Origin of the sequence: Shinella sp. AETb1-6 (genome assembly GCF_009826875.1) — a bacterium.
GTDB lineage: Bacteria > Pseudomonadota > Alphaproteobacteria > Rhizobiales > Rhizobiaceae > Shinella > Shinella sumterensis.
The window spans coordinates 173,981-196,079 of sequence record NZ_WUMM01000010.1 but is presented as its reverse complement, the minus strand read 5'-3'; the positions used below and the strand labels follow the sequence as shown (position 1 = coordinate 196,079).

General features: G+C 65.1%; 24 protein-coding genes. 13 read left to right on the top strand and 11 right to left on the bottom strand.

The window, feature by feature from the left end:
* Positions 1-154: 154 nt before the first annotated feature.
* From GR158_RS18525 to GR158_RS18510, 4 genes are all read left to right on the top strand, one after another.
* On the top strand, positions 155-664 hold the full coding sequence (locus GR158_RS18525) for a prolyl-tRNA synthetase associated domain-containing protein (protein ID WP_160872112.1): 510 nt from the start codon (positions 155-157) through the stop codon (positions 662-664).
* A 54-nt stretch (positions 665-718) separates the two neighbouring features.
* On the top strand, positions 719-1,678 hold the full coding sequence (locus GR158_RS18520) for a co-chaperone YbbN (RefSeq protein WP_160872111.1): 960 nt from the start codon (positions 719-721) through the stop codon (positions 1,676-1,678).
* A 110-nt stretch (positions 1,679-1,788) separates the two neighbouring features.
* Complete coding sequence (locus tag GR158_RS18515; RefSeq protein ID WP_160872110.1) at positions 1,789-2,469, top strand: LON peptidase substrate-binding domain-containing protein; 681 nt, start codon at positions 1,789-1,791, stop codon at positions 2,467-2,469.
* 9 nt (positions 2,470-2,478) lie between these two features.
* Positions 2,479-2,667 carry a Trm112 family protein gene (locus tag GR158_RS18510; protein WP_134649258.1) on the top strand — a complete coding sequence of 63 codons (189 nt, stop codon included), beginning with the start codon at positions 2,479-2,481 and terminating at the stop codon, positions 2,665-2,667.
* Between the two features lie 125 nt (positions 2,668-2,792).
* Here GR158_RS18510 and GR158_RS18505 read toward each other — a convergent pair whose 3' ends face one another.
* Positions 2,793-4,031 carry a ubiquinone biosynthesis hydroxylase gene (locus GR158_RS18505; protein WP_160872109.1) on the bottom strand — a complete coding sequence of 413 codons (1,239 nt, stop codon included), beginning with the start codon at positions 4,029-4,031 and terminating at the stop codon, positions 2,793-2,795.
* 84 nt (positions 4,032-4,115) lie between these two features.
* On the opposite strand from GR158_RS18505, the gene tesB reads away from it, so the two are divergent.
* The 6 genes from tesB to GR158_RS18475 all read left to right on the top strand — a co-directional run bounded on the left by tesB (position 4,116) and on the right by GR158_RS18475 (position 11,545).
* Positions 4,116-5,003, top strand: coding sequence for an acyl-CoA thioesterase II (gene tesB, locus GR158_RS18500; protein WP_160872108.1), 888 nt, complete (start codon positions 4,116-4,118; stop codon positions 5,001-5,003).
* 216 nt (positions 5,004-5,219) lie between these two features.
* Positions 5,220-5,570, top strand: a complete 351-nt coding sequence (locus tag GR158_RS18495; RefSeq protein WP_160872107.1) for a P-II family nitrogen regulator — start codon at positions 5,220-5,222, stop codon at positions 5,568-5,570.
* 30 nt (positions 5,571-5,600) lie between these two features.
* The gene (locus GR158_RS18490) at positions 5,601-6,962 is read left to right on the top strand and encodes an ammonium transporter (protein ID WP_134649262.1); all 1,362 of its coding nucleotides are present in this window, start codon (positions 5,601-5,603) and stop codon (positions 6,960-6,962) included.
* 241 nt (positions 6,963-7,203) lie between these two features.
* Positions 7,204-9,855 (top strand): DNA translocase FtsK, encoded by a 2,652-nt coding sequence (locus GR158_RS18485; protein ID WP_160872106.1) that lies wholly within the window; start codon positions 7,204-7,206, stop codon positions 9,853-9,855.
* A 122-nt stretch (positions 9,856-9,977) separates the two neighbouring features.
* Positions 9,978-10,652 (top strand): outer membrane lipoprotein carrier protein LolA, encoded by a 675-nt coding sequence (locus GR158_RS18480; protein ID WP_202402346.1) that lies wholly within the window; start codon positions 9,978-9,980, stop codon positions 10,650-10,652.
* A gap of 86 nt (positions 10,653-10,738) precedes the next feature.
* Positions 10,739-11,545, top strand: coding sequence for an exodeoxyribonuclease III (locus GR158_RS18475; RefSeq protein ID WP_160872104.1), 807 nt, complete (start codon positions 10,739-10,741; stop codon positions 11,543-11,545).
* 150 nt (positions 11,546-11,695) lie between these two features.
* Here GR158_RS18475 and GR158_RS18470 read toward each other — a convergent pair whose 3' ends face one another.
* Together GR158_RS18470 and GR158_RS18465 are read right to left on the bottom strand one after the other, a co-directional pair.
* Positions 11,696-12,151 carry a cyclic nucleotide-binding domain-containing protein gene (locus tag GR158_RS18470; RefSeq protein ID WP_134649266.1) on the bottom strand — a complete coding sequence of 152 codons (456 nt, stop codon included), beginning with the start codon at positions 12,149-12,151 and terminating at the stop codon, positions 11,696-11,698.
* A 69-nt stretch (positions 12,152-12,220) separates the two neighbouring features.
* Positions 12,221-12,904: a response regulator transcription factor gene (locus GR158_RS18465; RefSeq protein ID WP_134649267.1), complete on the bottom strand. Its 684-nt coding sequence runs from the start codon at positions 12,902-12,904 to the stop codon at positions 12,221-12,223.
* 111 nt (positions 12,905-13,015) lie between these two features.
* Between GR158_RS18465 and GR158_RS18460 the strand changes: the two genes are divergently transcribed.
* Complete coding sequence (locus GR158_RS18460) at positions 13,016-13,561, top strand: L,D-transpeptidase (RefSeq protein ID WP_134649268.1); 546 nt, start codon at positions 13,016-13,018, stop codon at positions 13,559-13,561.
* Between the two features lie 116 nt (positions 13,562-13,677).
* A complete protein-coding gene (locus GR158_RS18455; protein ID WP_160872103.1) occupies positions 13,678-14,508 on the top strand; it encodes an aldo/keto reductase in 831 nt (276 codons plus the stop codon).
* Positions 14,509-14,716: 208 nt separating this feature from the next.
* Here GR158_RS18455 and GR158_RS18450 read toward each other — a convergent pair whose 3' ends face one another.
* From GR158_RS18450 to rplS, 5 genes are all read right to left on the bottom strand, one after another.
* Complete coding sequence (locus tag GR158_RS18450) at positions 14,717-15,229, bottom strand: histidine phosphatase family protein (RefSeq protein WP_160872102.1); 513 nt, start codon at positions 15,227-15,229, stop codon at positions 14,717-14,719.
* 105 nt (positions 15,230-15,334) lie between these two features.
* Positions 15,335-16,744 (bottom strand): 3-isopropylmalate dehydratase large subunit, encoded by a 1,410-nt coding sequence (leuC, locus tag GR158_RS18445; RefSeq protein WP_160872101.1) that lies wholly within the window; start codon positions 16,742-16,744, stop codon positions 15,335-15,337.
* 230 nt (positions 16,745-16,974) lie between these two features.
* Positions 16,975-17,790 carry an amino acid ABC transporter permease gene (locus GR158_RS18440; protein ID WP_160872100.1) on the bottom strand — a complete coding sequence of 272 codons (816 nt, stop codon included), beginning with the start codon at positions 17,788-17,790 and terminating at the stop codon, positions 16,975-16,977.
* 10 nt (positions 17,791-17,800) lie between these two features.
* Positions 17,801-18,598 carry a basic amino acid ABC transporter substrate-binding protein gene (locus tag GR158_RS18435; RefSeq protein WP_160872099.1) on the bottom strand — a complete coding sequence of 266 codons (798 nt, stop codon included), beginning with the start codon at positions 18,596-18,598 and terminating at the stop codon, positions 17,801-17,803.
* Positions 18,599-18,747: 149 nt separating this feature from the next.
* Entirely contained in the window at positions 18,748-19,284 is a 537-nt protein-coding gene (gene rplS, locus GR158_RS18430; protein ID WP_134649275.1) for a 50S ribosomal protein L19, read from the bottom strand.
* Positions 19,285-19,571: 287 nt separating this feature from the next.
* Between rplS and GR158_RS18425 the strand changes: the two genes are divergently transcribed.
* The gene (locus GR158_RS18425; protein WP_160872098.1) at positions 19,572-20,318 is read left to right on the top strand and encodes a sulfite exporter TauE/SafE family protein; all 747 of its coding nucleotides are present in this window, start codon (positions 19,572-19,574) and stop codon (positions 20,316-20,318) included.
* On the opposite strand, the gene trmD is transcribed toward GR158_RS18425, so the two are convergent.
* The 3 genes from trmD to rpsP all read right to left on the bottom strand — a co-directional run bounded on the left by trmD (position 20,300) and on the right by rpsP (position 22,078).
* Positions 20,300-20,995: a tRNA (guanosine(37)-N1)-methyltransferase TrmD gene (gene trmD, locus GR158_RS18420; protein WP_160872127.1), complete on the bottom strand. Its 696-nt coding sequence runs from the start codon at positions 20,993-20,995 to the stop codon at positions 20,300-20,302. The genes GR158_RS18425 and trmD overlap by 19 nt on opposite strands.
* Before the next feature lies 1 nt (position 20,996).
* Entirely contained in the window at positions 20,997-21,578 is a 582-nt protein-coding gene (rimM, locus tag GR158_RS18415; protein ID WP_160872097.1) for a ribosome maturation factor RimM, read from the bottom strand.
* Positions 21,579-21,715: 137 nt separating this feature from the next.
* Positions 21,716-22,078, bottom strand: coding sequence for a 30S ribosomal protein S16 (gene rpsP / locus GR158_RS18410; protein ID WP_134649278.1), 363 nt, complete (start codon positions 22,076-22,078; stop codon positions 21,716-21,718).
* Positions 22,079-22,099 lie beyond the last annotated feature (21 nt).

Below are 22,099 nucleotides of genomic sequence, written 5' to 3'. Positions count from 1 at the left end.
ATATGACCCAAGGCCTTTTCAATTGCAACAGGGAAATGAAGGATTTTTCAGAAAAAAATGCGCCCTCTTCGAAAGTCCCTGATTCCCGGGCGGTTGCGCGAAGAGGGGTGACGGCCTATCAGCGGACAGGACAAATCGGGCCGGAGCCAAAGAGATGACGGACATGCAGCCGAAGACCGACAGGGAGCTTTTCGCGTTCCTCGACGGACTGGGAATTTCGCACAGCACCAAGGAACACGCGCCGGTCTTCACCGTCGCCGAATCGGTGTCGCTGCGCGATGAAATTCCCGGCGGCCACACGAAGAACCTTTTCGTGAAGGACAAGAAGGACAACTATTTCCTGATGACCGTCGAGGAGCATGCCACGGTGGACCTGAAGACGGTGCACGGCATCATCGGCGCGGCCAGCCGCGTGTCCTTCGGCAAGCCGGAGAAGCTGATGGAGTATCTCGGCGTCATTCCCGGCGCGGTCACGGCCTTCGGGGTGATCAACGACACGGCGGGCAAGGTGAAGATCATCGTCGACGCGGACCTGATGGCGTTCGACACGATCAACTGCCATCCGCTGCGCAACGATGCGACGACCTCGATTGGCGCCAAGGACCTGTTGCGCTTCATCGAAGCGACGGGACATGAGCCGCTTGTCTTGAAAGTCACGGCCTGACATACGATTTTGGGCGCTGAAGCGATATTCGGGCGCACGGCGCGAGGAGACACCATGAGCGACAATCCCTATGCATCGTCCTATGGCGGGCAGATGAACGTTTCCGCGAACTATGGCGGCGGCGCGCCCGCGGCGGACGACCTGATCAAGGACACGACGACCGCGAACTTCGCGCGCGATGTGCTCGAGGCCTCGCGCCACCAGCCGGTGCTCGTCGATTTCTGGGCGCCCTGGTGCGGGCCCTGCAAGCAGTTGCAGCCCACTATCGAGAAGGTCGTGCGCGAAAGCGCCGGCCGCGTGAAGCTCGTCAAGCTCAATATCGACGATCATCCCTCCATTCCCGGCCAGCTCGGCATCCAGTCCATCCCGGCCGTCGTCGCCTTCGTCGGCGGACGCCCGGCGGATGGCTTCATGGGTGCGGTGCCGGAGAGCCAGGTGCGCCAGTTCATCGACAAGATCGCCGGCCCCGCCGACGCCGATGAGAAGGCCCAGATCGAGGCGCTGCTTGCCGAGGCGAAGACGCTGTTCGATGCCGGCGATGTCGCGGGTGCGGCCGATCTCTACGGTGCGTTGCTGCAGGCCGACCCGGAAAATGCCGTCGCCCTTGCCGGCATCGCCGAATGCATGATCGCCGTTGGCCAGCACGACAATGCCCGCCAGGCGCTCACCAACCTGCCCGAGGCCGTGGCGGCCGATCCGGCCGTCGGCGCGGTGCTGAAGAAGCTCGACCAGATCGAGGAAGCCCGCAAGCTCGGCGATCCGGCCGCGCTGGAACAGGCGCTTGCGGCAAACCCCGACGACCATGCCGCGCGCATGAAGCTTGCGAAGATCCGCAATGTCGAGGGCGACCGGCAGGCGGCTGCCGACCACCTGCTGCTGATCATGAAGCGCGACCGGGCCTTCGAGGATGACGGCGCGCGGCGCGAGCTTCTGCAGTTCTTCGAGGTCTGGGGCCCGATGGACCCGGCGACCATCGCCGCCCGCCGCAAGATGTCCTCGATCCTGTTCTCCTGAGTTTTTCAGGTCGGTGGCCCGGCGTCCCTTGAGAATTGCCGGGCCTACCCCACATTCGGGGTAAGGCGCAAGGATGCGGGGCGCGCGCCGTGGGAATGGAAGGCACTGCAATGCAAGTGGGAAACGCGCGTTATCTGAAACCGGCGGACCTGCCGGAGACCATTCCGGTCTTTCCGTTGACGGGCGCGCTGCTTCTTCCCGGCGGCCAGCTGCCGCTCAATATCTTCGAGCCGCGCTACCTCGCCATGTTCGACGACGCGCTCTCCTCGCACCGGCTGATCGGCATGGTGCAGCCGGTTTTCGGCAACGAGCGCAAGGACGATGACGAGGCGGAGACGCCGGCGCTGTGCCAGGTCGGCTGCATCGGCCGCATCACCTCCTTTGCCGAGACCGGCGACGGCCGCTACATCGTTTCGCTCACCGGCATCTGCCGCTATCGGCTGATGGAGGAGGTGCGGGGCACCAAGGCCTATCGCAGCTTCCGCATCGCGCCCTTCATCACCGATCTGACGGCGCATGACGACGAGCAGAGCGTGGATCGCGATGCGCTCCTGTCGGCGTTCCGCGCCTATCTCGACGCCAACAAGCTGGAGGCGGACTGGGAGAGCGTGGAGCGCGCCAGCAATGCGACGCTGGTCAATTCCATGGCGATGATGTCGCCTTACGGGCCGGCGGAAAAGCAGGCGCTGCTGGAGGCGCCGGACCTGAAGACCCGGGCGGAAACGCTGATCGCCATCACCGAGATCGTTCTGGCGCGCAGCTATGGCGATGTCGATACGCGGCTGCAGTAGGAGGGAAGGATGAGCGCGGGCAAAAGCGGCGTGGACGTCAAGCTGCTCGAACTCCTCGTCTGCCCCCTCACCAAGGGGCGGCTGAGCTATGATGCGGCGGCGGGCGAACTGGTCTCCGAAAAGGCGAAGCTCGCCTATCCGATCCGCGACGGCATTCCGATCATGCTGATTTCCGAGGCGCGCGAGATCAAGGACTGACGCCTTTCGCGTGGCGATCTGTCTAGAGCATTTCCAGTGAACTCCGGTTCACCGGAAATGCTCTAGATTCCTGTTTTTACCGCATTATCCGACGCCGAAGCGACTTCGCTTCGGCTGGAAATGCTCTAGATGCGCTGGCCGACGAGCATGCGCGGATGGCCGCTGCCGGCGGTGCCCTTGGCCTGGCGGATGAAGTAGGACTTCAGGCCCGGCAGGCGATCGACCAGGCCGAGGCCCACGTCACGCAGCACGCGCAGCGGCGTCACGTCGTTGGAGAACAAGCGGTTCAGTACATCCGTGGTGATGCCCATGCGCACCGTGTCGAAGCGGCGCCAGGTCTCGTAGCGCTCCAGCACAGAGAGTGCGCCGATATCGAGGCCGAGCCGGTCGGCCTCGACGATGGTTTCGGCCAGTGCCGCCACATCCTTGAAGCCGAGATTGAGGCCCTGGCCGGAAATCGGGTGGATGCCGTGGGCGGCATCGCCGGCCAGCGCAAAGCGCGGGGCGACGAAGGCGCGGGCGAGCGTGAGGCCGAGCGGGAAGGCGCGGCGGCCGCCGACGACCTTGAGGCTGCCGAGCTTGTGGCCGAAGCGGCGCTCCAGTTCTTCCTCGAAGACCAGATCGTCGCCTTCCACCAGGCGCTTGGCATCCTCCGTGCGCTCGCTCCAGACGAGCGAGGAGCGGTTGCCGGTCAAAGGCAAGGTCGCGAAGGGACCGGCCGGCAGGAAATGCTCCTCGGCCGTGCCGTCATGCGGGCGTTCGTGCGCGACGGTGGTGACGATGCCGGACTGGCCGTAATCGAAGTGCACGGTCTTGATGCCCGCCATGTCGCGCAGTTTCGAGCGGGCGCCGTCGCAGGCGACGAGGAGGCGCGTGCTGACCGCCGAGCCGTCGGAGAGGGTGACCTGCGTGGCGTGCTGGCCGGTCTTGAAGTCCGTTGCCGATGTCGACCAGCGCACGGGGACGCCGAGGGCCTCGGCCTGGCGAAGCAGGCTTCCGATCATGGCGCGGTTCGGGATCATATGCGCGAAGGGCTGGCCGTCCTCGGCAGAGCCGGCGTCTTCGTCGAAGGTGAGGAAGACCGGGCGGACGGGATCGGCCGTTCGCGAATCGGTGATGACCATCCGGCGGATCGGCTCGGCTTCCGCCGCAATCTCGCTCCAGACGCCGAGGACGTCGAGCAGGTTGCGGGCGGCCGCGACGATGGCGGAGGCGCGCTCCTCCTTCTGCCAGGCGTGCTCCGGCGCGCCATCGACCACTTCCACGGCCAGATGCGGCGCCGCCTTCTTCACCGCCACCGCGAGCGACAGGCCGACATAACCGCCGCCGGCGACCAGAACGTCGAGCGATGTGGCTTCGGGCATGGTGTCCTCCTGGACGCTTGAGGTCTTTGTTTGCTCTATATAGAGGAGGAAGAGCCCGTTTCCTACCGTGGGAGCCACGTCCAAATGTCGCGCCAGAATGTTCCGAACCCCGCCATGGATGTGCTGCTCCAGACGCTGGATCTCGAACGGCTGGAGGGGCGGCTGTTTCGGGGCCGCAGCCCGCAGGTCGGCTGGCAGCGGGTGTTCGGCGGGCAGGTCATCGGTCAGGCGCTGGTCGCCGCGACGCGCACGGTGACGCAGGAGCACCGTTACGCGCATTCGCTGCACGCCTATTTCGTGCGGCCGGGCGACCCGGCCGTGCCGATCCTCTACGAGGTCGAAATCATCAGGGACGGCGGGTCCTTCGCCACGCGGCGCGTCGTCGCCATCCAGCACGACAAGCCGATCTTCTTCATGACGGCGTCCTTCCAGGACGACGAGGCGGGCTTCGAGCACCAGGTGGCGATGCCCGACGTGCCGCAGCCGGAAGACCTGCCCGGCGAGGCCGAATTGAAGGCGCGCTTCATGCAGGAGGCGCCGCCGCCGATCCGCGCCTACTGGGAGCGCCCGCGCCCGATCGAGCTCCGGCCGGTCGCGCTGGCGCACTACCTCTCCAACGACAAACTGGAGCCGCGCCAGAACATCTGGGTGCGCACGACGGGGCCGGTGCCGGCCGATCGCCGCCTGCAAGCTGCGGTGCTGGCCTATCTCTCGGATATGACGCTGCTCGACACCTCGCTCTTCGCGCATGGCACCTCGGTGCTCGACCGCTCCCTGCAGGTGGCGAGCCTCGACCATGCCATGTGGTTCCACCGTCCGCCTGACCTCGACGACTGGCTGCTCTACAGCCAGGACAGCCCGTCGGCCTTCGGCGGGCGCGGCATGACGCGTGGCGCGATTTTCACCCGATCCGGCACCCTCATTGCCTCCGTCGCCCAGGAAGGGTTGATTCGGAAAAGGGCAACTGACTAAATTTTACCCATTATTCCAATAGCGCCTATTTTTTGATCATTCGCGGTGGCGTTTTTTTACGCCTTGCCGCTTCTGTCATTTTTATCCCTTCTGTTTCAATAACTTATTTGGTGCGTTCGAATCTGGCACGCCCCTTGAATGTATCTCGCCAGTCGTTGCGGACATGACGTTCAACGGCGAGGAGAGATGGCCCCGGCTGGGGGACAAGCACGAAGGATGGGAAACCAGATGAAAATCGTAATGGCGATTATCAAGCCGTTCAAACTCGATGAGGTGCGTGAAGCCCTCACCGCCGTTGGTATCCAGGGCCTGACCGTTACCGAGGTGAAGGGGTACGGACGTCAGAAGGGGCACACCGAAATCTATCGCGGCACGGAATATGCCGTCAGCTTCCTGCCGAAACTGAAGGTCGAAATCGCCGTGCCCGGCGACCTCGTCGACCGCGCCGTGGAGGCGATCGCATCCGCCGCCAAGACCGGCCAGATCGGTGACGGCAAGATCTTCGTCTACGCCATCGACCATGCCGTGCGCATCCGCACCGGCGAAACCGATTCCGAAGCGCTCTAAGCAAACGGCCTATCAGGGAGCATTTTCAAAATGTCGTCATTCAAACTTACTCACACCCTATCCCGCGTGGCCGCTGCCACGACGGCCGTGCTGGCGCCGGTCGTCGCCTTCGCACAGGAAGCCGCCCCGGCCGCCACGGAGGCTGCCGCCGCCGCGCCTGTTCCGGACAAGGCCGATACGGCCTTCATGTATCTGGCCACCATCCTCGTTCTCTTCATGCTCATTCCGGGCCTGGGCCTGTTCTACGGCGGCCTCGTTCGCGCCAAGAACATGCTGTCCGTGCTGATGCAGTGCACGGTCATCGGCGCGGTCATGATGATCGTCTGGGTCGTCTACGGTTACTCGTTCGCCTTCGGCGGATCCACGAGCGCCTATTTCGGCGGCTTCGGCAAGCTGTTCCTGTCGGGCGTCACGCTTGACAGCACGTCCGCCACCTTCACCGATGGCGTCGTGATCTACGAATATGCCTTCATCGCCTTCCAGATGACGTTCGCCGCCATCACGCCGGCGCTCATCGTCGGCGCGTTCGCAGAGCGCATCAAGTTCTCCGCCGCGGTGCTGTTCTGCGTGCTCTGGGCCACCTTCGTGTACTTCCCGATCGCTCACATGGTCTGGGATGGTGCGGGCCTCATCTTCAACATGGGCGCCCTCGACTTCGCAGGCGGCACCGTCGTTCACATCAATGCCGGTGTCGCAGGCCTCGTCGGCGCGATCATGGTCGGCAAGCGCACCGGCTACGGCAAGGACATGATGGCACCCCACTCCATGACGCTCACCCTCGTCGGTGCCGCCATGCTGTGGTTCGGCTGGTTCGGCTTCAACGCCGGCTCCAATCTCGAAGCTTCGGGCGGTGCGGTTCTCGCAACCATCAACACCTTCCTCGCAACGGCCGGCGCAATCGTTGCCTGGTCGCTGGTTGAAACCTTCACCCGCGGCAAGGCTTCCATGCTCGGCGCTGCCTCCGGCATGATCGCCGGTCTCGTCGCCGTCACCCCGGCCGCCGGCTCGGTCGGCCCGATGGGCGCCATCGTCCTCGGCCTCATCGCTTCGCCCGTCTGCTACTTCTTCGTTGCAACCGTGAAGAACAAATTCGGTTACGACGACACGGCTGACGTCTTCGGCGTTCACGGCATCGGCGGCATCATCGGCGCTGTCGGCACCGGTATCCTGACGGCTCCGTCGCTTGGCGGCACCGGCGCTGCCGACTTCTCGATCGCGTCGCAGACCACGACCCAGATCATCGCGGTTGCGATCACCATCGTCTGGTGCGCCGTTGTCTCGGCGATCCTCTACAAGGTCGTCGACCTCGTCGTCGGCCTGCGCGTGCCGGTCGAAGCCGAGCGCGAAGGTCTCGACCTGTCCTCGCACGGCGAAGCAGCCTATCACTCCTAAGGGCTCGCGGCGGCCGAAAGGCCGCCGCCACGATCCCGTCGCGGTCATGGGAAACCATGCCGTTCCTGGCCCGGACCCCGTGTCCGGGCCTTTTTCGTTTCCATGCCGTGATAATAAACGAATGGCGAATATGCATGGTTAACACGCCATTAAGGCTTCCTTCGTAGGGTTTGCAGTGAGGCACCGCGCGCGAATCATGCGGGGCCGGTGCAAACTTCCCTGAGCGGACACAGGCTGAACCATGAGCAGAAGCATCTCGGCAGGACTGGACAACCGGCACGACCGTTTCGTGCTGTCGGCCTTCGTGTGGCGGCAGGTGCAGATCCTCATCGGGCTCTGCGTCTTCCTGTTCCTGGCACTCGCCATCGCCGCGCTGTCGACCTGGAACGTGTCCGATCCGAGCCTGTCCTATGCGTCGAGCGGCGAGCCGAAGAACATCCTCGGCTATGCCGGCGCCGTTTTCGCCGACGTCTTCATGCAGTTCTTCGGACTTGCCAGCGTGATCGCGCTCCTGCCGGTCGTCGCCTGGGCGATCGGCCTGATCAGCGGGCGCCGTTTCAACCGCATCCTGCAGCGCGCCGCCGCCTGGCTTGGCGGCGCCATCCTGGCCTCCGCCGCACTCGCCTGCGTGCCCGGCCCGGTGACCTGGCCGCTGCCGACGGGGCTTGGCGGCGTGTTCGGCGACATGATCCTGCGCTTCCCCGCCCTCTTCACCGGCGCCTATCCCACCGGCATGTTCGCCAGCATCGTCGGCGCGATCATCGCCGTTCCCGCGATCTGGCTCATGGTCTTCTCGTCCGGCCTCGTCGGCACGGTGTCGATCGACGACGAGGAGGACTTCGCGCCGGTGCCGGTGGCAAGCCGTAACCGCCCCGCCGTCCAGGACGATGACGACGAGGACGAGGAGCGCGGTGGACCGTTCACGGTTCTGGCCGGTGCGACGACCCACGCATGGTACACCGCGCAGGCGCGCGTTCGCCGGCTGTTCGGCCTGTCGAACCAGCGGCGCCGGGCGCGGGGCATCGAGCAGCCCTACGATTTCAACGAGGACGAGTTCGGCACGCTGAACGAGCCGGTGCGCGCGCGCGCCAGCCGGTCGGCCGAGCGCGTCGAGCCGTCCATGGAAGGCCGCCGCGCCGTGTCGGCCCCCTCCATTGCGCTCGACGATGACGACGACATGCCCTTCGACGATGGTCCGCTGTCGCATCCGAGCGGCATCCTGCCGGACGAGGATTCCGACGACATCGCCGCCGACTGGGCGCCGCGCCGCGCGCCGGCCCGCGCGCCGCTGCCGTCGGCCAGCGCCCGCGTCGTGCCCCCCGCGTCGCGACCTAAGCCCGGCCAGCGCATCGAGCGCGAAGCTCAGGCCTCCTTCGTCGGCCAGGACGGCTTCCAGCTGCCTTCGCTGCATCTGCTTGCCGAGGCCAAGGGGCAGGTGCGCGACGCCACGCTTTCGGCCGACGCGCTGGAGCAGAATGCCCGCATGCTGGAAGGCGTGCTGGAGGATTTCGGCGTCAAGGGCGAGATCATCCATGTGCGCCCCGGCCCCGTCGTGACGCTCTACGAGCTGGAGCCCGCGCCCGGCATCAAGTCCTCGCGCGTCATCGGCCTTGCCGACGACATCGCCCGCTCGATGAGCGCGATCGCCGCGCGCGTGGCGGTCGTGCCGGGCCGCAACGCCATCGGCATCGAGCTGCCCAACGCCACCCGCGAGACCGTCTATCTGCGCGAACTGCTCGCCAGCCGCGATTTCGAGACCTCGAAGTCGCGCCTCGCCATGGCGCTCGGCAAGACGATCGGCGGCGAGCCCGTCATCACCGACATCGCCAAGATGCCGCACCTTCTCGTCGCCGGCACCACCGGCTCGGGCAAGTCGGTCGCCATCAACACCATGATCCTGTCGCTGCTCTACCGCATGAAGCCGGAGCAGTGCCGCCTGATCATGATCGATCCGAAGATGCTGGAACTTTCCGTCTATGACGGCATCCCGCATCTGCTCTCGCCTGTCGTGACCGATCCGAAGAAGGCCGTCGTGGCCTTGAAGTGGACCGTGCGCGAGATGGAGGAGCGCTACAAGAAGATGTCGAAGATCGGCGTGCGCAACATCGACGGCTTCAACAGCCGCGTGGAGCAGGCGCTGGCCAAGGGCGAGCAGATCACCCGCACGGTGCAGACCGGCTTCGACCGCCAGACCGGCGAGGCGATGTACGAGACGGAGGAGTTCGATCTCCAGCCGATGCCCTACATCGTCGTGATCATCGACGAAATGGCCGACCTGATGATGGTGGCCGGCAAGGATATCGAAGGCGCGGTGCAGCGCCTCGCCCAGATGGCGCGTGCGGCCGGCATCCACGTCATCATGGCGACGCAGCGCCCGTCGGTCGATGTCATCACCGGCACGATCAAGGCGAACTTCCCGACCCGCATCTCCTTCCAGGTGACATCGAAGATCGACAGCCGCACGATCCTCGGCGAACAGGGCGCAGAACAGCTGCTCGGCATGGGCGACATGCTCTACATGGCCGGCGGCGGACGCATCCAGCGCGTGCACGGCCCGTTCGTCTCCGACCACGAAGTCGAGGCCGTGGTGGCGCATCTCAAGACGCAGGGCGCCCCGCAATATCTCGATGCGATCACCGAGGACGACGACGAGGACGGCGGGGGCAACGGCCCGGCCGGCACGGCCAATCTCGAGGATTCCGACGATCCCTACGACCAGGCCGTCGCCGTGGTCCTGCGCGACGGCAAGGCATCGACCTCCTATATCCAGCGCCGCCTCGGCATCGGCTACAACCGCGCCGCCTCGCTGATCGAGCGCATGGAGCAGGAGGGGCTGATCGGCCCCGCCAACCATGCGGGCAAGCGCGAGATCCTGGTGCCGACGGAAGACTAAATTTCGCGGCGGCGAACGGGAACGCGCCGCCCGGTGCGGCGTTTCGCCCGGCAAGCCCCGCGCGCCAAGCGTGCGCCGGCCGATGCCATTATGGCGCCGCGTTTGGCCCGCATGACAGACGCATGAAGGAGACCGACATGAACCGATCCGCAACCGGCCGCGTGGCCCCCTCTCTCACCCGTCGTGGTTTCACCGGTCTGATGGGTCTCGTGCTTGCGACCGGCCTTTCGGTGCTGTCGCCGGTCGAGGCCTCGGCGCAGGCAAGTGCCGCCGCGCAGAAGATCGCCGACCACTTCGCCTCCGTGAAGACGATGATGGGCGAGTTCGTGCAGTTCGGCCCGCGCGGCGAGCAGACCGGCGGCAAGTTCTATATCGACCGCCCCGGCCGCATCCGCTTCAACTACGAGGACCCGTCGCCGATGCGCGTCATCGCGGATGGCAAGTCCGTCGTCATCGGCAATCGCAAGCTCAAGACCTGGGACATCTACCCGCTCTCCAAGACGCCGCTGAACCTGCTGCTCGGCAACAAGATCGACCTGTCGGCCAAGATGGTGCGCAATGTGAAGGAAGAGGCGGACCTCACCACCATCGTGCTCGGCGACAAGAGCATGTTCGGCGATTCGACCATCACCATGATGTTCGACCCCAAGACCTACGACCTGCGCCAGTGGACGATCACCGATGCGCAGGGCAAGGACACGTCGGTCATGATCTTCAACGTGCAGACCGGCATGAAGCTCGACGATCGCGTCTTCGCCATTCCCTATGACGAGATCCGCAACCGCGGCTCCAAGTGACAAAGACGTTTCCGTTTTCACGGTACTTGCGCTAAGACGCCCCGACCGGCCCGCCTGACGGGCCGGACCAGTTTTCGGGGACGGGCATGGCACTTTCGATTGCGACGTGGAACATCAACTCCGTGCGGCTGCGCATGCCGCTCGTCGAGCATTTCCTCAAGACGTTTTCACCCGATATCCTGTGCCTGCAGGAAACCAAGTGCCCGAACGACCAGTTCCCCTCGAAGCCGCTGAAGGCGCTGGGTTACGAGCATATCGTCATGCATGGCCAGAAGGGCTATCACGGCGTCGCCACCGTCTCGCGCCTGCCGCTGACGGAGCTGGTCGAGCGGCGCGATTATTGCGGCGTCGGCGATGCGCGCCATGTCTCGGTGCTGTTCCATCACCGGGGAAAGTCGATCCGCCTGCACAATTTCTATGTGCCGGCCGGCGGCGACGAGCCGGACCGCACCATCAATGTGAAATTCGGCCACAAGCTCGATTTCATCGAGGAGATGAAGCTCTTGCATGCGGAGGCCGAGGCCGGCATCTCCTCCATCCTCGTCGGCGACCTCAACATCGCGCCGCTGGAGCATGATGTGTGGTCGCACAAGCAGCTCCTGAAGATCGTCAGCCACACGCCGATCGAGACCGAGGGTTTGATCGACGTGATGACGAAGGGCGCCTGGGTCGACCTGATGCGGCGCAAGGTGCCGGAGACGGAGAAGCTCTATACGTGGTGGAGCTACCGTTCGGCCGACTGGCAGGCCGCCAACAAGGGCCGCCGCCTCGACCATATCTGGTCGTCCGCCGATCTCGAGCCGCATCTCTCCAACATCGTCGTCATTCGCGAGGCGCGCGGCTGGGAACGGCCGTCCGACCACGTGCCTGTCATTGCGGAATTCGATTTCTGAGGGTGTGGGCGGGCAGGTTTTCGCGCTGGCGCCTTTCCAGCGAGGATAGGTCCCGCGGATAACGCCCCTCATCCGGCCTGCCGGCCACTTCTCCCCGCAAGCGGGGCGAAGGTTAGGGTGAGGGGCAATCCCGCCCGCTACGGCGTTGCGTTAGGCAAATCGCCCCGCCAACCCCTTCATCCGGGTTATCATCGCGGCGAGGTTTTCGCGGATGCGGGCGTCGACCAGCACGGCGACGTCGGGATATTCTTCCAGCATGCGGCGGAACAGCGGGCGGTTGATGCGGATGACCTCGCTGTCTTCCAGCGCGAGCGCCGTATACTTGCGCTCGACGGCGGAGATCATCGCGAGTTCCGACAACAGCGTGCCGGCGCCCGCCGTGCCTTCGTCGCGCACCGAGCCGTCGCGCAGCGTCGAGGTGAGCTGGAACGCGCCTTCCGCGACGACGAAGCCGCAATCGGCCGAGGTGCCCTCGCGAAACAGCGTCTGCCCCTCGACCAGCCGCCGGCGTTCGGCGCCGAAGGCCATCAGGCGCAGCTTGTCATCGGCAAGGCCCGCGAAAAGCGGCACGCGCGAGAGAAGGGCGATGTCGTCGCTGAGAGCCACGGTCGGCGTCTCCTTGTGGGCGGTCGGCATGGAGCCGGGTGAGGCTGCTCCATCCGGCCGCGAAAAACGTTACGGTACGATCTTGTAGCCGCCGTTTTCTGTCACGAGAATCTCCGCATTGGAAGGGTCCCGCTCGATCTTCTGGCGCAGCCGGTAGACATGGGTCTCCAGCGTATGGGTGGTAACGCCGGAATTGTAGCCCCAGACCTCTTCCAGAAGCACGTCGCGCGTCACCACCTTCTGGTCGGCGCGGTAGAGGTAGCGGATGATCGCCGCTTCCTTCTCCGTCAGGCGGATCTTCTGGCCGTTTTCCAGCGTCAGCAGCTTCTGGCCGGGCTTGAACGTGTAGGGGCCGACGGTGAAGGTGGCGTCCTCGCTGCTCTCGTGCTGGCGCAGCTGGGCGCGAATGCGCGCGAGCAGCACGGCGAAGCGGAAGGGTTTTGTGACGTAATCGTTCGCGCCGGCTTCCAGCCCCAGAATGGTGTCCGAATCGGTGTCGTGCCCGGTCAGCATGATGATGGGCGCCTTGAAGCCGCCCTTGCGCAGCAGCTTCACGGCCTCGCGGCCGTCCATATCCGGCAGGCCGACATCCATGATGAGCAGATCGACCTGGCTGGCGCGCGCGGTCTGGATGCCCTTGCCGGCGGTGGATTCCTCGAGCGTCGAGAATTCCTCGTAGAGCGAAAGCTGCTCGACGAGCGTCTCGCGGAGGTCGTTGTCGTCATCGACAAGAAGGATGGTGCGGGATGTCATGCTTTACCTCTCGGCATTCCTCTGGAAAGTAAGGGAACTGGCGCTTTTGGCAAGCCCGCCCATGGACTTAGCCAAGAGGATCGTGGCGTGGCGCGAATATGGCGGAAGAATATGAGCCGGATCACATCTGATGAACATCGCGTGAAGACCATTCTCGTGCGGCCGGTGGCGGGAAACCGCAGCCGGGCCATCGTGCAGGTCGGGCCCCTGCGCCTGCCCGCAGCGCTTGGCCGCTCTGGCCGCACCAGCCGCAAGCGCGAGGGCGATGGGGCGACACCGATCGCCGCCATGCCGCTGCTCCATGGTTTCCTGCGCGGGGACCGGCTCCGCGCGCCGGCGAGCGGTCTTTCGCTGCGGCGCATCCGGCCGTCCATGCTCTGGTGCGATGCGCCCGGCCATCCGAGCTACAACCGGCTCGTGAGGGCGCCCTTCCGGCCAAGCCATGAGGAGATGCGGCGCGCCGACGAGCTCTACGACATCTGCCTCGTGCTGGACTGGAACGTGACATCGCGGCGGCGCCATTGCGGCTCGGCGATCTTCTTCCACCTGGCCCGCCCCGGTTACGAACCGACCGCCGGCTGTATCGCCGTGGCCCGGCGCGACATGCTGCGCATCCTGCCCTATCTGCGCCGCGGAACCACGGTGCGTGTTCTTTAAAGTCGCAGGCCGGGGCCCTATATCGGTTGCCGCACCGGCACCTGTCCTTTGGCGCTGGTCCATGGCGCCGGGAGCCCCGGCGGCTCGGCGCGCCCGCATTTCAGGGAGATATTCCGATGAGCGATCAACCAACAATCCTGTTTCATGACGGCAACAGCATTCCCCAGGTCGGCCTCGGCGTCTGGCAGACCCCGAACGACACGGCCGTGACCGCGGTGAAGGCGGCCCTTTCGCAGGGCTACCGCCATATCGACACGGCGGCGATCTACGAGAACGAGCAGGGGGTGGGCGAGGGTATCCGCGCTTCCGGCGTCGATCGCTCGGAGATTTTTCTGACCACCAAGCTCTGGAACGCGGAACAGGGCTACGATTCGACGCTGAAAGCGTTCGATGCCAGCCTGAAGCGTCTCGGCACCGACTATGTCGATCTCTACCTCATCCATTGGCCGGCGCCGAACCGTGACCGGTATGTCGATACCTGGAAGGCCTTCATCCAGATCCAGAAGGAAGGCCGCGCCCGCTCCATCGGCGTGTCCAACTTCTATCCCGAACATCTCCAGCGCCTGATCGACGAGACCGGCATCACGCCTGTCATCAACCAGATCGAGCTGCACCCTGATTTCCCGCAGACCGAGGCGCGCGCCTGGCACGACAAGCACCGTATCGTCACGCAATCGTGGAGCCCACTCGGTCAGGGCAAGCTCCTGGAGAACCCTGTCGTGGCGCAGGTCGCCGCAAAGCATGGCCGCACGCCGGCGCAGGTCATCATCCGCTGGCATATCGACAACGGGCTCGTCGTGATCCCGAAATCGGTAACGCCGTCGCGCATCGCCGAGAACTTCAAGGTCTTCGATTTCAGGCTGGATGCCGATGATCTCACGACCCTCGCCGCCCTCGAGAAGGATGGCAAACGTATCGGGCCGGATCCGAAGACGGCGACGTTCTGATCGATTGCCTGCAGCCCCCTCATCCGCCTGCCGGCACCTTCTCCCCGGTGGGGAGAAGGGGAAGATCGCAGACGTCTCGCTTCGCTTCTCCCCGCTGGAGAGAAGGAGAGGATCGCAGACGTCTCGTTTCCCTTCTCCCCCGTGGGGAGAAGGTGGCCCGAAGGGCCGGATGAGGGGGATGCCGCAGGCCCTGCCGTCGTTTTTTGGGTTAGGGCAGCGTCTTCGGCGTGACGAAGGCTTCAAGGCGGCCTGCGCCGGGCGTGACGTCCGCCCAGCGCAGGCTGTTGCATTCTATCACCGCCAGCCCTGCGGTCGGATACTTCGTTTTCATCCGTGCAAAGGCGTCCGGGTCACCCTGTCGGGCGAGCAGGGCGGCCAATGCCTCGAAACCCGGATTGTGCCCGATGACGAGCAGTGTTTCGCTCTCTTCGGGCGCGCCCTGTATCGCCGCGAGAATCGTCGCCGGTTCCGCCTCGTAGATCGATGGCACCACAAGGGAGGGGCACGTTCCGCCAAGCGCCGGCGCGACCAGCGCCCAGGTCTCCTGCGTGCGCCGGGCGGAAGATACCAGTGCAAAGTCCGGTCGCAGGCCGGCGGCGGCGATGCAGGCGCCCATGCGCGGCGCGTCGCGGCGGCCGCGGTCGCTCAGCGGGCGGTCGTGGTCTTCAACGCCGTCGGGCCAGGCGGATTTGGCGTGGCGCAGCAGGAGAAGGCGTTTCAAGAAGGTCTCCTTCAAAGAAAATGGCCGGGCAAAGAAAAAGAGCAGACAAAGAAAAAGGCCGGGAGCATGTCCCGGCCTTTTATCATTTTGGCGACGGCGCCAGAGTTACTGCCAGTCGCGGATGTCGACGAAGTGGCCGGCAATGGCGGCGGCGGCGGCCATGGCGGGCGACACGAGATGCGTGCGGCCCTTGAAGCCCTGGCGGCCCTCGAAGTTGCGGTTCGAGGTGGAGGCGCAGCGCTCGCCCGGCTTCAGGCGGTCGTCGTTCATGGCCAGGCACATGGAGCAGCCCGGCTCGCGCCAGTCGAAACCGGCTTCCTTGAAGATCTTGTCGAGACCCTCCTTCTCGGCCTGTTCCTTCACGAGGCCGGAGCCCGGAACGATCATGGCGTTGACGGTGGAGGCGACCTTCTTTCCTTCGACGACGGCGGCGACGGCGCGCAGGTCCTCGATGCGGCCGTTGGTGCACGAGCCGATGAAGACGCGATCGATGGCGATGTCGGTGATCTTCGTGCCCGGCTTCAGGCCCATGTAATCGAGGGCGCGCCACTTGGACGAACGCTTGGTCTCGTCTTCGATATCGTCAGGGTTCGGCACGACGCCTTCGACGGAGACGACGTCTTCCGGCGAGGAGCCCCAGGACACGATGGGCGGCAGGTTGGCGGCATCCAGAACGACGACGCGGTCGAAATGCGCGCCTTCGTCGGTGTGGAGCGTCTTCCAGTAGTCGAGCGCCATTTCCAGCGCCTTGCCCTTCGGCGCGCGCGGCTTGTCCTTGATGTATTCGAAGGTCTTCTCGTCGGGCGCGATAAGGCCGGCGCGCGCGCCGCCTTCGATCGTCATGTTGCAGACCGTCATGCGGCCTTCCATCGACAGCGAGCGGATCGCCTCGCCGGCGAACTCGATGACGTGGCCGGTGCCGCCGGCCGTGCCGATCTCGCCGATGATGGCGAGGATGATGTCCTTGGCGGTCACGCCTTCCGGCAGCTGGCCGTCGACGCGCACCAGCATGTTCTTGGCCTTCTTCTGGATCAGCGTCTGGGTGGCCAGAACGTGTTCCACTTCCGACGTGCCGATGCCGTGCGCGAGCGCGCCGAAGGCACCGTGCGTGGAGGTGTGGCTGTCACCGCACACGATGGTCATGCCTGGCAGGGTGAAGCCCTGCTCGGGGCCGACGATGTGCACGATGCCCTGGCGGACATCCTTTTCCGAATAGTATTCGACGCCGAACTCCGCGGCATTGTTGGCCAGCGCCTCGACCTGGATGCGGCTTTCCTCGTTCTTGATGCCCTGGGCGCGATCCGGCGAGGTGGGAACGTTGTGGTCGACGACGGCGAGCGTCTTGCCCGGCGCGCGCACCTTGCGGCCGGTCATGCGCAGGCCTTCGAAGGCCTGCGGCGACGTCACTTCGTGAACGAGGTGACGGTCGATGTAGAGAAGACAGGTGCCATCTTCCTGGCGGCTGACGATGTGGTCGTCGAAAATCTTGTCATAGAGGGTACGGGGTGCGCTCATGGCTTTTCATCCGTCTGGCATGTGGAAATGAGGGAGAGGCAGCGCGAGGCTGCGGATCGCAAGGGATCAGGATAGGCGGCTGGTGAGCGCCCCGAAGACACGCGCAAAGAAGCGGGCCGGCAGGCGCTTGTGGTCCTGCAGCACGACGACATGCTTTTCCGTGCATCCGAATTTGGATTCCATGATCCCGCATATAGCGATTTTTACGGGTTTCGGCAATCCACGAAGAATCATGGATGGGCACCGCGCCGCAGCCGTCTTTCCAGCGCCCGCAGCGCCAGCGACAGGCCGATGGTGAGGATGAGGTAGACATAGGCGACGATGGAATAGGTCTCGAAGAAGCGGAAGGACCCGGAGGCATAGACCTTGCCCATCTGCGTGATGTCGGCGACGCCGAGCACGGAGACCAGCGAACTATCCTTCACCATCGCCACGAAATCGTTGCCGAGCGGCGGCAGGATGACGCGGATCGCCTGCGGAAAGACCACCAGCCGGAAGCGCTGGACGCGCGAGAGGCCAAGCGCCTTGGCCGCCTCCACCTGCCCCTTGTCGACCGACTGGATGCCCGCGCGAAAAACCTCGGCGATGAAGGCGGAATAGCCGATCATCAGCGCGATGATCGCGCGCCACATCAGCGAGAGGTCGCGCACCAGCATCGGTTCCATCACGCCGGCGGAGACAAGCGGGCTGATCGCGACATTGATCACGGCCACCAGCGCCGGTGCGCCGACGAAGGCGATGTAGAAGAGCAGCACCAGCACCGGAACGCCCCGGATGACTTCCGTGTAGAAGCGCGCGACCTGGCGCAGCACCTTGCTTTCGGAAAGCGCCATCAGGGCGATGGCGAGACCGAGCAGGGTGGCGAGCAGGAAGGCGACGAGGGTGACGAAGATCGTCACCCACAGCCCCTTCAAGACAATGGAGAAGACCTGCCGGTAGAGATCGTTCGCGACGATGACGCCGGCAAGCGCCAGCGCGATCAGGGCAAGGGCAACAAGCCACCAGGGATAGTCGCCCTTGTCCGCACCGGGGGAAACGGAGGCCATGCCGGGTCCGTCACTCACCCATCTTGTAATCGAGGAACCATTTCTTGTTGAGCGCGTCGAGCGTGCCGTCCGCCTTGAGCGCGGCGATCGCCGCGTTGACGGGCGCGACGAGGTCGGAGCCTTTGGGGAAGATGAAGCCGAAATCCTCCGTGCCGAGCGGCTCGCCCACCACCTTGAGCTTGCCGCCCGAGGAATCGACATAACCCTTGGCCGCGACGCTGTCGGTCAGGACCAGGTCGACGTCGCCGGCCTGGAGCGCCTGCACCGTGGCGCCGAAGGTCTCGAACAGCTTGATGCGCGGGTTCTGCTCGTTGCCATCGAGGATTTCGTAGACGGCGGTGTAGAAGGGCGAGGTGCCGGGCTGGGCGGCGATCAGGCCGTCCTTGAGCGCGGCGAAGGACTTGGCGTCCGTAAAGCGGTTTTCATCGGCGCGCACCAGCATGAACTGCTGCGAGCGCATATAGGGATCGGAGAAGTCGACCTTCTCCTTACGGTCATCCTTGATGGTGATGCCGGTCATGCCGATGGCGTACTGGTTGTCGGAGACGGCCTGGATCATCGCATCCCAGGAGGTGTTCTGATACTCGACCTTGAAATTCAGCCGTCTGGCGATCTCGTTCATCGCGTCGTATTCCCAGCCGATCTGCTCGCCGGTCTTGGGATCGACGAACTGCAGCGGCGGGTAGGCGTTCTCCGTGACCACGACGACCGTCTTTCCGCCGAGATCGGGTAGCTCCGAGGCGAGGGCGACGGCAGGCATGAGGACAGCGGCGGCGAGGCCTGCAAGAACGGTGCGGCGGGAAAACATCGGGCTGAACTCCTGGAATTGTGGCGGCGAAACACTGTCACAGGTTCAGGCGGTCAGGCAAGCACGACGCGTTCGCTGCAAGGCGTTTGCATAAAACAAAAAGCCGCCGGCCAGGGCCGACGGCTTTCAATTCTTCCAGGGGCTGCCGATTATTCGGCGGCGCCTTCGGCAGCCTTTGCTGCTTCTTCAGCAGCGGCCTTCTCGGCGGCTTCGGCGGCGGCCTTTTCAGCGGCGAGCGCCTGAGCGGCTGCGACCTTCTCGGCTTCCAGGCGTGCCTTTTCCTCGGCAATGGCCTGGCGCTCGGCGTCGTTCAGCTTGCGGGCGCGCGTGCCGACGTTCTCGACGATACGGGCCGACTTGCCGCGACGGTCGCGCAGGTAGTAAAGCTTGGCGCGGCGGACCTTACCGCGGCGGACGACTTCGACGCCTTCGACGAGCGGCGAGTAAACCGGGAATACGCGCTCGACGCCTTCGCCGTAGGAGATCTTGCGAACGGTGAAGCTCTCGTTGATGCCGCCGCCCGAACGGGCGATGCAGACGCCTTCATAGGCCTGAACGCGGGTACGCGTGCCTTCCGTAACGCGCACGTTGACGCGAACGGTGTCACCCGGGGAGAATTCCGGCAGGGTGCGCTTGGCTTCAATCTTGGCGGCCTGTTCGGCCTCGAGCTGCTTGATGATGCTCATCGGTCTAACCTTCGGTTGTTCTGAAACAGCCAGAGCGCTCGACGGTCCCTCGGAGGTCATGCCTCGTGTGGTAGTCCGTTGCCGGACGGAGCGGATTCGCCATTCTTTGATTGCAGGTCGGCGGGATAATCCCAAATCCGAGCGGGCCAATACACCAATCGGGCCGCCTTGTCATCCCTTATACCGGAAGAATCAGGCGGCGCGGGCGAATTTTCTCGCCTTGCCGGCTCCCGCGCCTGCCGCTATCAGCAATCGAGGGGAGGCCTTTTCAGGCCTGTGGGAGTGAGATGACGATCGTCGACGCCGTTTTCCTGTTCGTCGCGGGTTTCCTGTCCGGCGTGGTCAACGCCATTGCCGGCGGCGGCACCTTCCTGACCTTTGGCGCGATGACGCTCACCGGCCTGCCGCCGATCGTGGCCAGCGCCACCTCCGCCATCACGCAGTTTCCCGGTTATGTCACCTCCACGCTCGCCTATGCGCGCGAAATCCGCGCGGACAGGCGCGAGGCGATGGTGCTCGGCGCGTGGTCGCTGGTGGGCGGGCTGATCGGCGCGCTCATCCTGGTCTCGATGTCGAATGCCGCCTTCCGCGTGCTCGTTCCCTGGCTGATCCTCGGCGCGACGCTGGTCTTCGCGGCCGGGCCCTATCTGCGGCCGACGACGCTTTCGCCGGAAAAGCCGGTCTCGCCGGCCGGGCTTGCGGGACAGTTCGTGACCTCGATCTATGGCGGGTTCTTCGGCGCGGGCATGGGCATCATGACGCTCGCCGTGCTGGGCCTCACCAAGGGCGGGGATTACCACCGGCTGAACGCGCTCAAGAATTTCCTCGCGCTCGTCATCGCCGGCATGGCGATCGTCGTCTTCGCGAGCGGCGACGTGGTGGCCTGGCCGCAGGCCGCGATCATGGTGCCGGCCGGGGCCATCGGCGGCTATGCCGGCGTCTGGGCGGCGCGGCGCGTGCCGCAGCCGGTCATTCGCGGCCTTGTCGTCGCGGTCGGACTGGCGCTGACGGTCTATTATTTCGTGATGGGTTGAGCAGCCAGAAGGTCGGGCCGGCGTTCGCGCGTCAGCTTCAGCGCTTCCTCGGAACGCCATTTCTCGATGGCCGCGTGGTTGCCTGACGTGAGCACCGCGGGAATTTCGCGGTCTTCCCAGACCTGCGGGCGGGTGTAATGCGGATGCTCCAGCAGGCCGCCTTCGAAGCTCTCGTGTTCGCCCGACAGGGCATTGCCCATCACGCCGGGGAGGATGCGCACGACGGCATCGAGCAGGATCATGGCCGCCGGCTCGCCGCCCGAGAGGATGTAATCGCCAATCGAGACCTCCTCCAGACCGCGCCCCTCGATGACGCGCTGGTCGACACCCTCGAAGCGGCCGCAGACGATGATGGCGCCATCGCCGGCCGCCAGTTCGCGCACGCGCTTCTGGGTGAGCGGCCGGCCGCGCGGGCTCATCAGCAGGCGGGGGCGGTTATCGCCTTCGCCGGCGTGGTCGATGGCCCTGGCGAGCACATCGGGCTTCAGCACCATGCCCGCGCCGCCGCCAGCCGGCGTATCGTCGACGGAGCGGTGCCGGTCGGTGGCGAAATCACGGATCTGGACGCAATCCAGTGCCCAGTCGCCGCGCGCAAGGGCCTTGCCGGACAGCGACTGGCCGAGCAGGCCCGGAAACATTTCCGGATAGAGGGTCAGGACGGTGGCGCGGAAAGCCACGTCATTCACCGCCGTCGGACAGCGGCGGGCGGCGGCGACGGCTGCCCGGTCCATTGTCCTTCTCGTCGTCTATCAGGCCGGCGGCGACGGGATCGATCAGCAGGCGTCCGCCCACGACGTCGATCTCCAGCACGGCGGCTTCGGAGAAGGGGATGAGCACCGGGCGCTTGCCGGGGCCCTTGAGTTCCAGCAAGTCGCCGGCGCCGAAATCGAAGATGCCTGTGACAGTGCCGTGGCTGCGGCCGCTCTCGTCGACGGCTTCCAGCCCTTCGAGATCGGCATAGAAGAACTCGTCCTCGTCCAGTTCCTCGTCCGGCAGATTGTCGCGCTCGATATAGAGGTCGAGGCCGTTCAGCGCCTCGGCGGCGTTGCGGTCGTTGATGCCGCGGAAGCGCACGACGACCACATTCTTCGCTTCGCGGATTTCCAGAACCTCGAAGGACCGGCCGTCCTCGGTGTGCAGGTGGCCGTAATCGCCGATGGCGGTGGGGTCGATGGTATAGGATTTCACGCGGACTTCGCCACGCAGGCCCTGCGCGGCGCCGATGCTGCCCATGAGGACGGGATTTTCCAGTTTCACCATGGTGGCTTCCGAGCGTTCTATCGTTCCGGTTTCAGATGAGAGCGGGCGAAGACGCTTTACGACGTTCCGCGCCGCGCTCCAAACGAAAACGGGCGGCATGAGACACGCCGCCCGCTTCCAGATGGTCTTGCCGTCGATTATTCGGCGGCAGCAGCAGCGGCGTCTTCTTCCTTCTGCTTCTTCTCGGCGGCGCGCTCGACGGCCTTCTTGCCCGGCTTTGCCTTGTTCGGGTTGTTGCGGGCTTCGCGCTTCAGAACGCCGGCGTCGTCCAGGAAGCGGGCAACGCGGTCGGTCGGCTGTGCGCCCTTGGCGATCCATTCCTTGGCGCGGTCGGCGTCGATCTGGACGCGGTTGGCGTCGTCCTTGGCGAGCATCGGGTTCCAGGCGCCGAGGCGGTCGAGGAAGCGGCCGTCACGCGGCGAACGGGCGTCGGCAACAACGATCTGGTAGTACGGACGCTTCTTGGAACCACCGCGGGCGAGACGAATTTTCAGGGACATGTTTTTCTCCTTCGATGTGGT

What these genes read in the sequence shown, in the direction of transcription:
- tesB (WP_160872108.1), top strand. Translation starts at nt 4,116, where the DNA reads ATGTCGCGCCAGAATGTTCCGAACCCCGCCATGGATGTGCTGCTCCAG.
- GR158_RS18510 (WP_134649258.1), top strand. Translation starts at nt 2,479, where the DNA reads ATGAGCGCGGGCAAAAGCGGCGTGGACGTCAAGCTGCTCGAACTCCTC.
- GR158_RS18515 (WP_160872110.1), top strand. Translation starts at nt 1,789, where the DNA reads ATGCAAGTGGGAAACGCGCGTTATCTGAAACCGGCGGACCTGCCGGAG.
- GR158_RS18490 (WP_134649262.1), top strand. Translation starts at nt 5,601, where the DNA reads ATGTCGTCATTCAAACTTACTCACACCCTATCCCGCGTGGCCGCTGCC.
- GR158_RS18495 (WP_160872107.1), top strand. Translation starts at nt 5,220, where the DNA reads ATGGGAAACCAGATGAAAATCGTAATGGCGATTATCAAGCCGTTCAAA.
- rpsP (WP_134649278.1), bottom strand. Translation starts at nt 22,078, where the DNA reads ATGTCCCTGAAAATTCGTCTCGCCCGCGGTGGTTCCAAGAAGCGTCCG.
- GR158_RS18435 (WP_160872099.1), bottom strand. Translation starts at nt 18,598, where the DNA reads ATGTTTTCCCGCCGCACCGTTCTTGCAGGCCTCGCCGCCGCTGTCCTC.
- GR158_RS18425 (WP_160872098.1), top strand. Translation starts at nt 19,572, where the DNA reads ATGACGATCGTCGACGCCGTTTTCCTGTTCGTCGCGGGTTTCCTGTCC.
- GR158_RS18440 (WP_160872100.1), bottom strand. Translation starts at nt 17,790, where the DNA reads ATGGCCTCCGTTTCCCCCGGTGCGGACAAGGGCGACTATCCCTGGTGG.
- leuC (WP_160872101.1), bottom strand. Translation starts at nt 16,744, where the DNA reads ATGAGCGCACCCCGTACCCTCTATGACAAGATTTTCGACGACCACATC.
- GR158_RS18475 (WP_160872104.1), top strand. Translation starts at nt 10,739, where the DNA reads ATGGCACTTTCGATTGCGACGTGGAACATCAACTCCGTGCGGCTGCGC.
- rplS (WP_134649275.1), bottom strand. Translation starts at nt 19,284, where the DNA reads ATGAGCATCATCAAGCAGCTCGAGGCCGAACAGGCCGCCAAGATTGAA.
- rimM (WP_160872097.1), bottom strand. Translation starts at nt 21,578, where the DNA reads ATGGTGAAACTGGAAAATCCCGTCCTCATGGGCAGCATCGGCGCCGCG.
- GR158_RS18520 (WP_160872111.1), top strand. Translation starts at nt 719, where the DNA reads ATGAGCGACAATCCCTATGCATCGTCCTATGGCGGGCAGATGAACGTT.
- GR158_RS18455 (WP_160872103.1), top strand. Translation starts at nt 13,678, where the DNA reads ATGAGCGATCAACCAACAATCCTGTTTCATGACGGCAACAGCATTCCC.
- GR158_RS18485 (WP_160872106.1), top strand. Translation starts at nt 7,204, where the DNA reads ATGAGCAGAAGCATCTCGGCAGGACTGGACAACCGGCACGACCGTTTC.
- GR158_RS18525 (WP_160872112.1), top strand. Translation starts at nt 155, where the DNA reads ATGACGGACATGCAGCCGAAGACCGACAGGGAGCTTTTCGCGTTCCTC.
- GR158_RS18505 (WP_160872109.1), bottom strand. Translation starts at nt 4,031, where the DNA reads ATGCCCGAAGCCACATCGCTCGACGTTCTGGTCGCCGGCGGCGGTTAT.
- GR158_RS18480 (WP_202402346.1), top strand. Translation starts at nt 9,978, where the DNA reads ATGAAGGAGACCGACATGAACCGATCCGCAACCGGCCGCGTGGCCCCC.
- GR158_RS18460 (WP_134649268.1), top strand. Translation starts at nt 13,016, where the DNA reads ATGAGCCGGATCACATCTGATGAACATCGCGTGAAGACCATTCTCGTG.
- GR158_RS18465 (WP_134649267.1), bottom strand. Translation starts at nt 12,904, where the DNA reads ATGACATCCCGCACCATCCTTCTTGTCGATGACGACAACGACCTCCGC.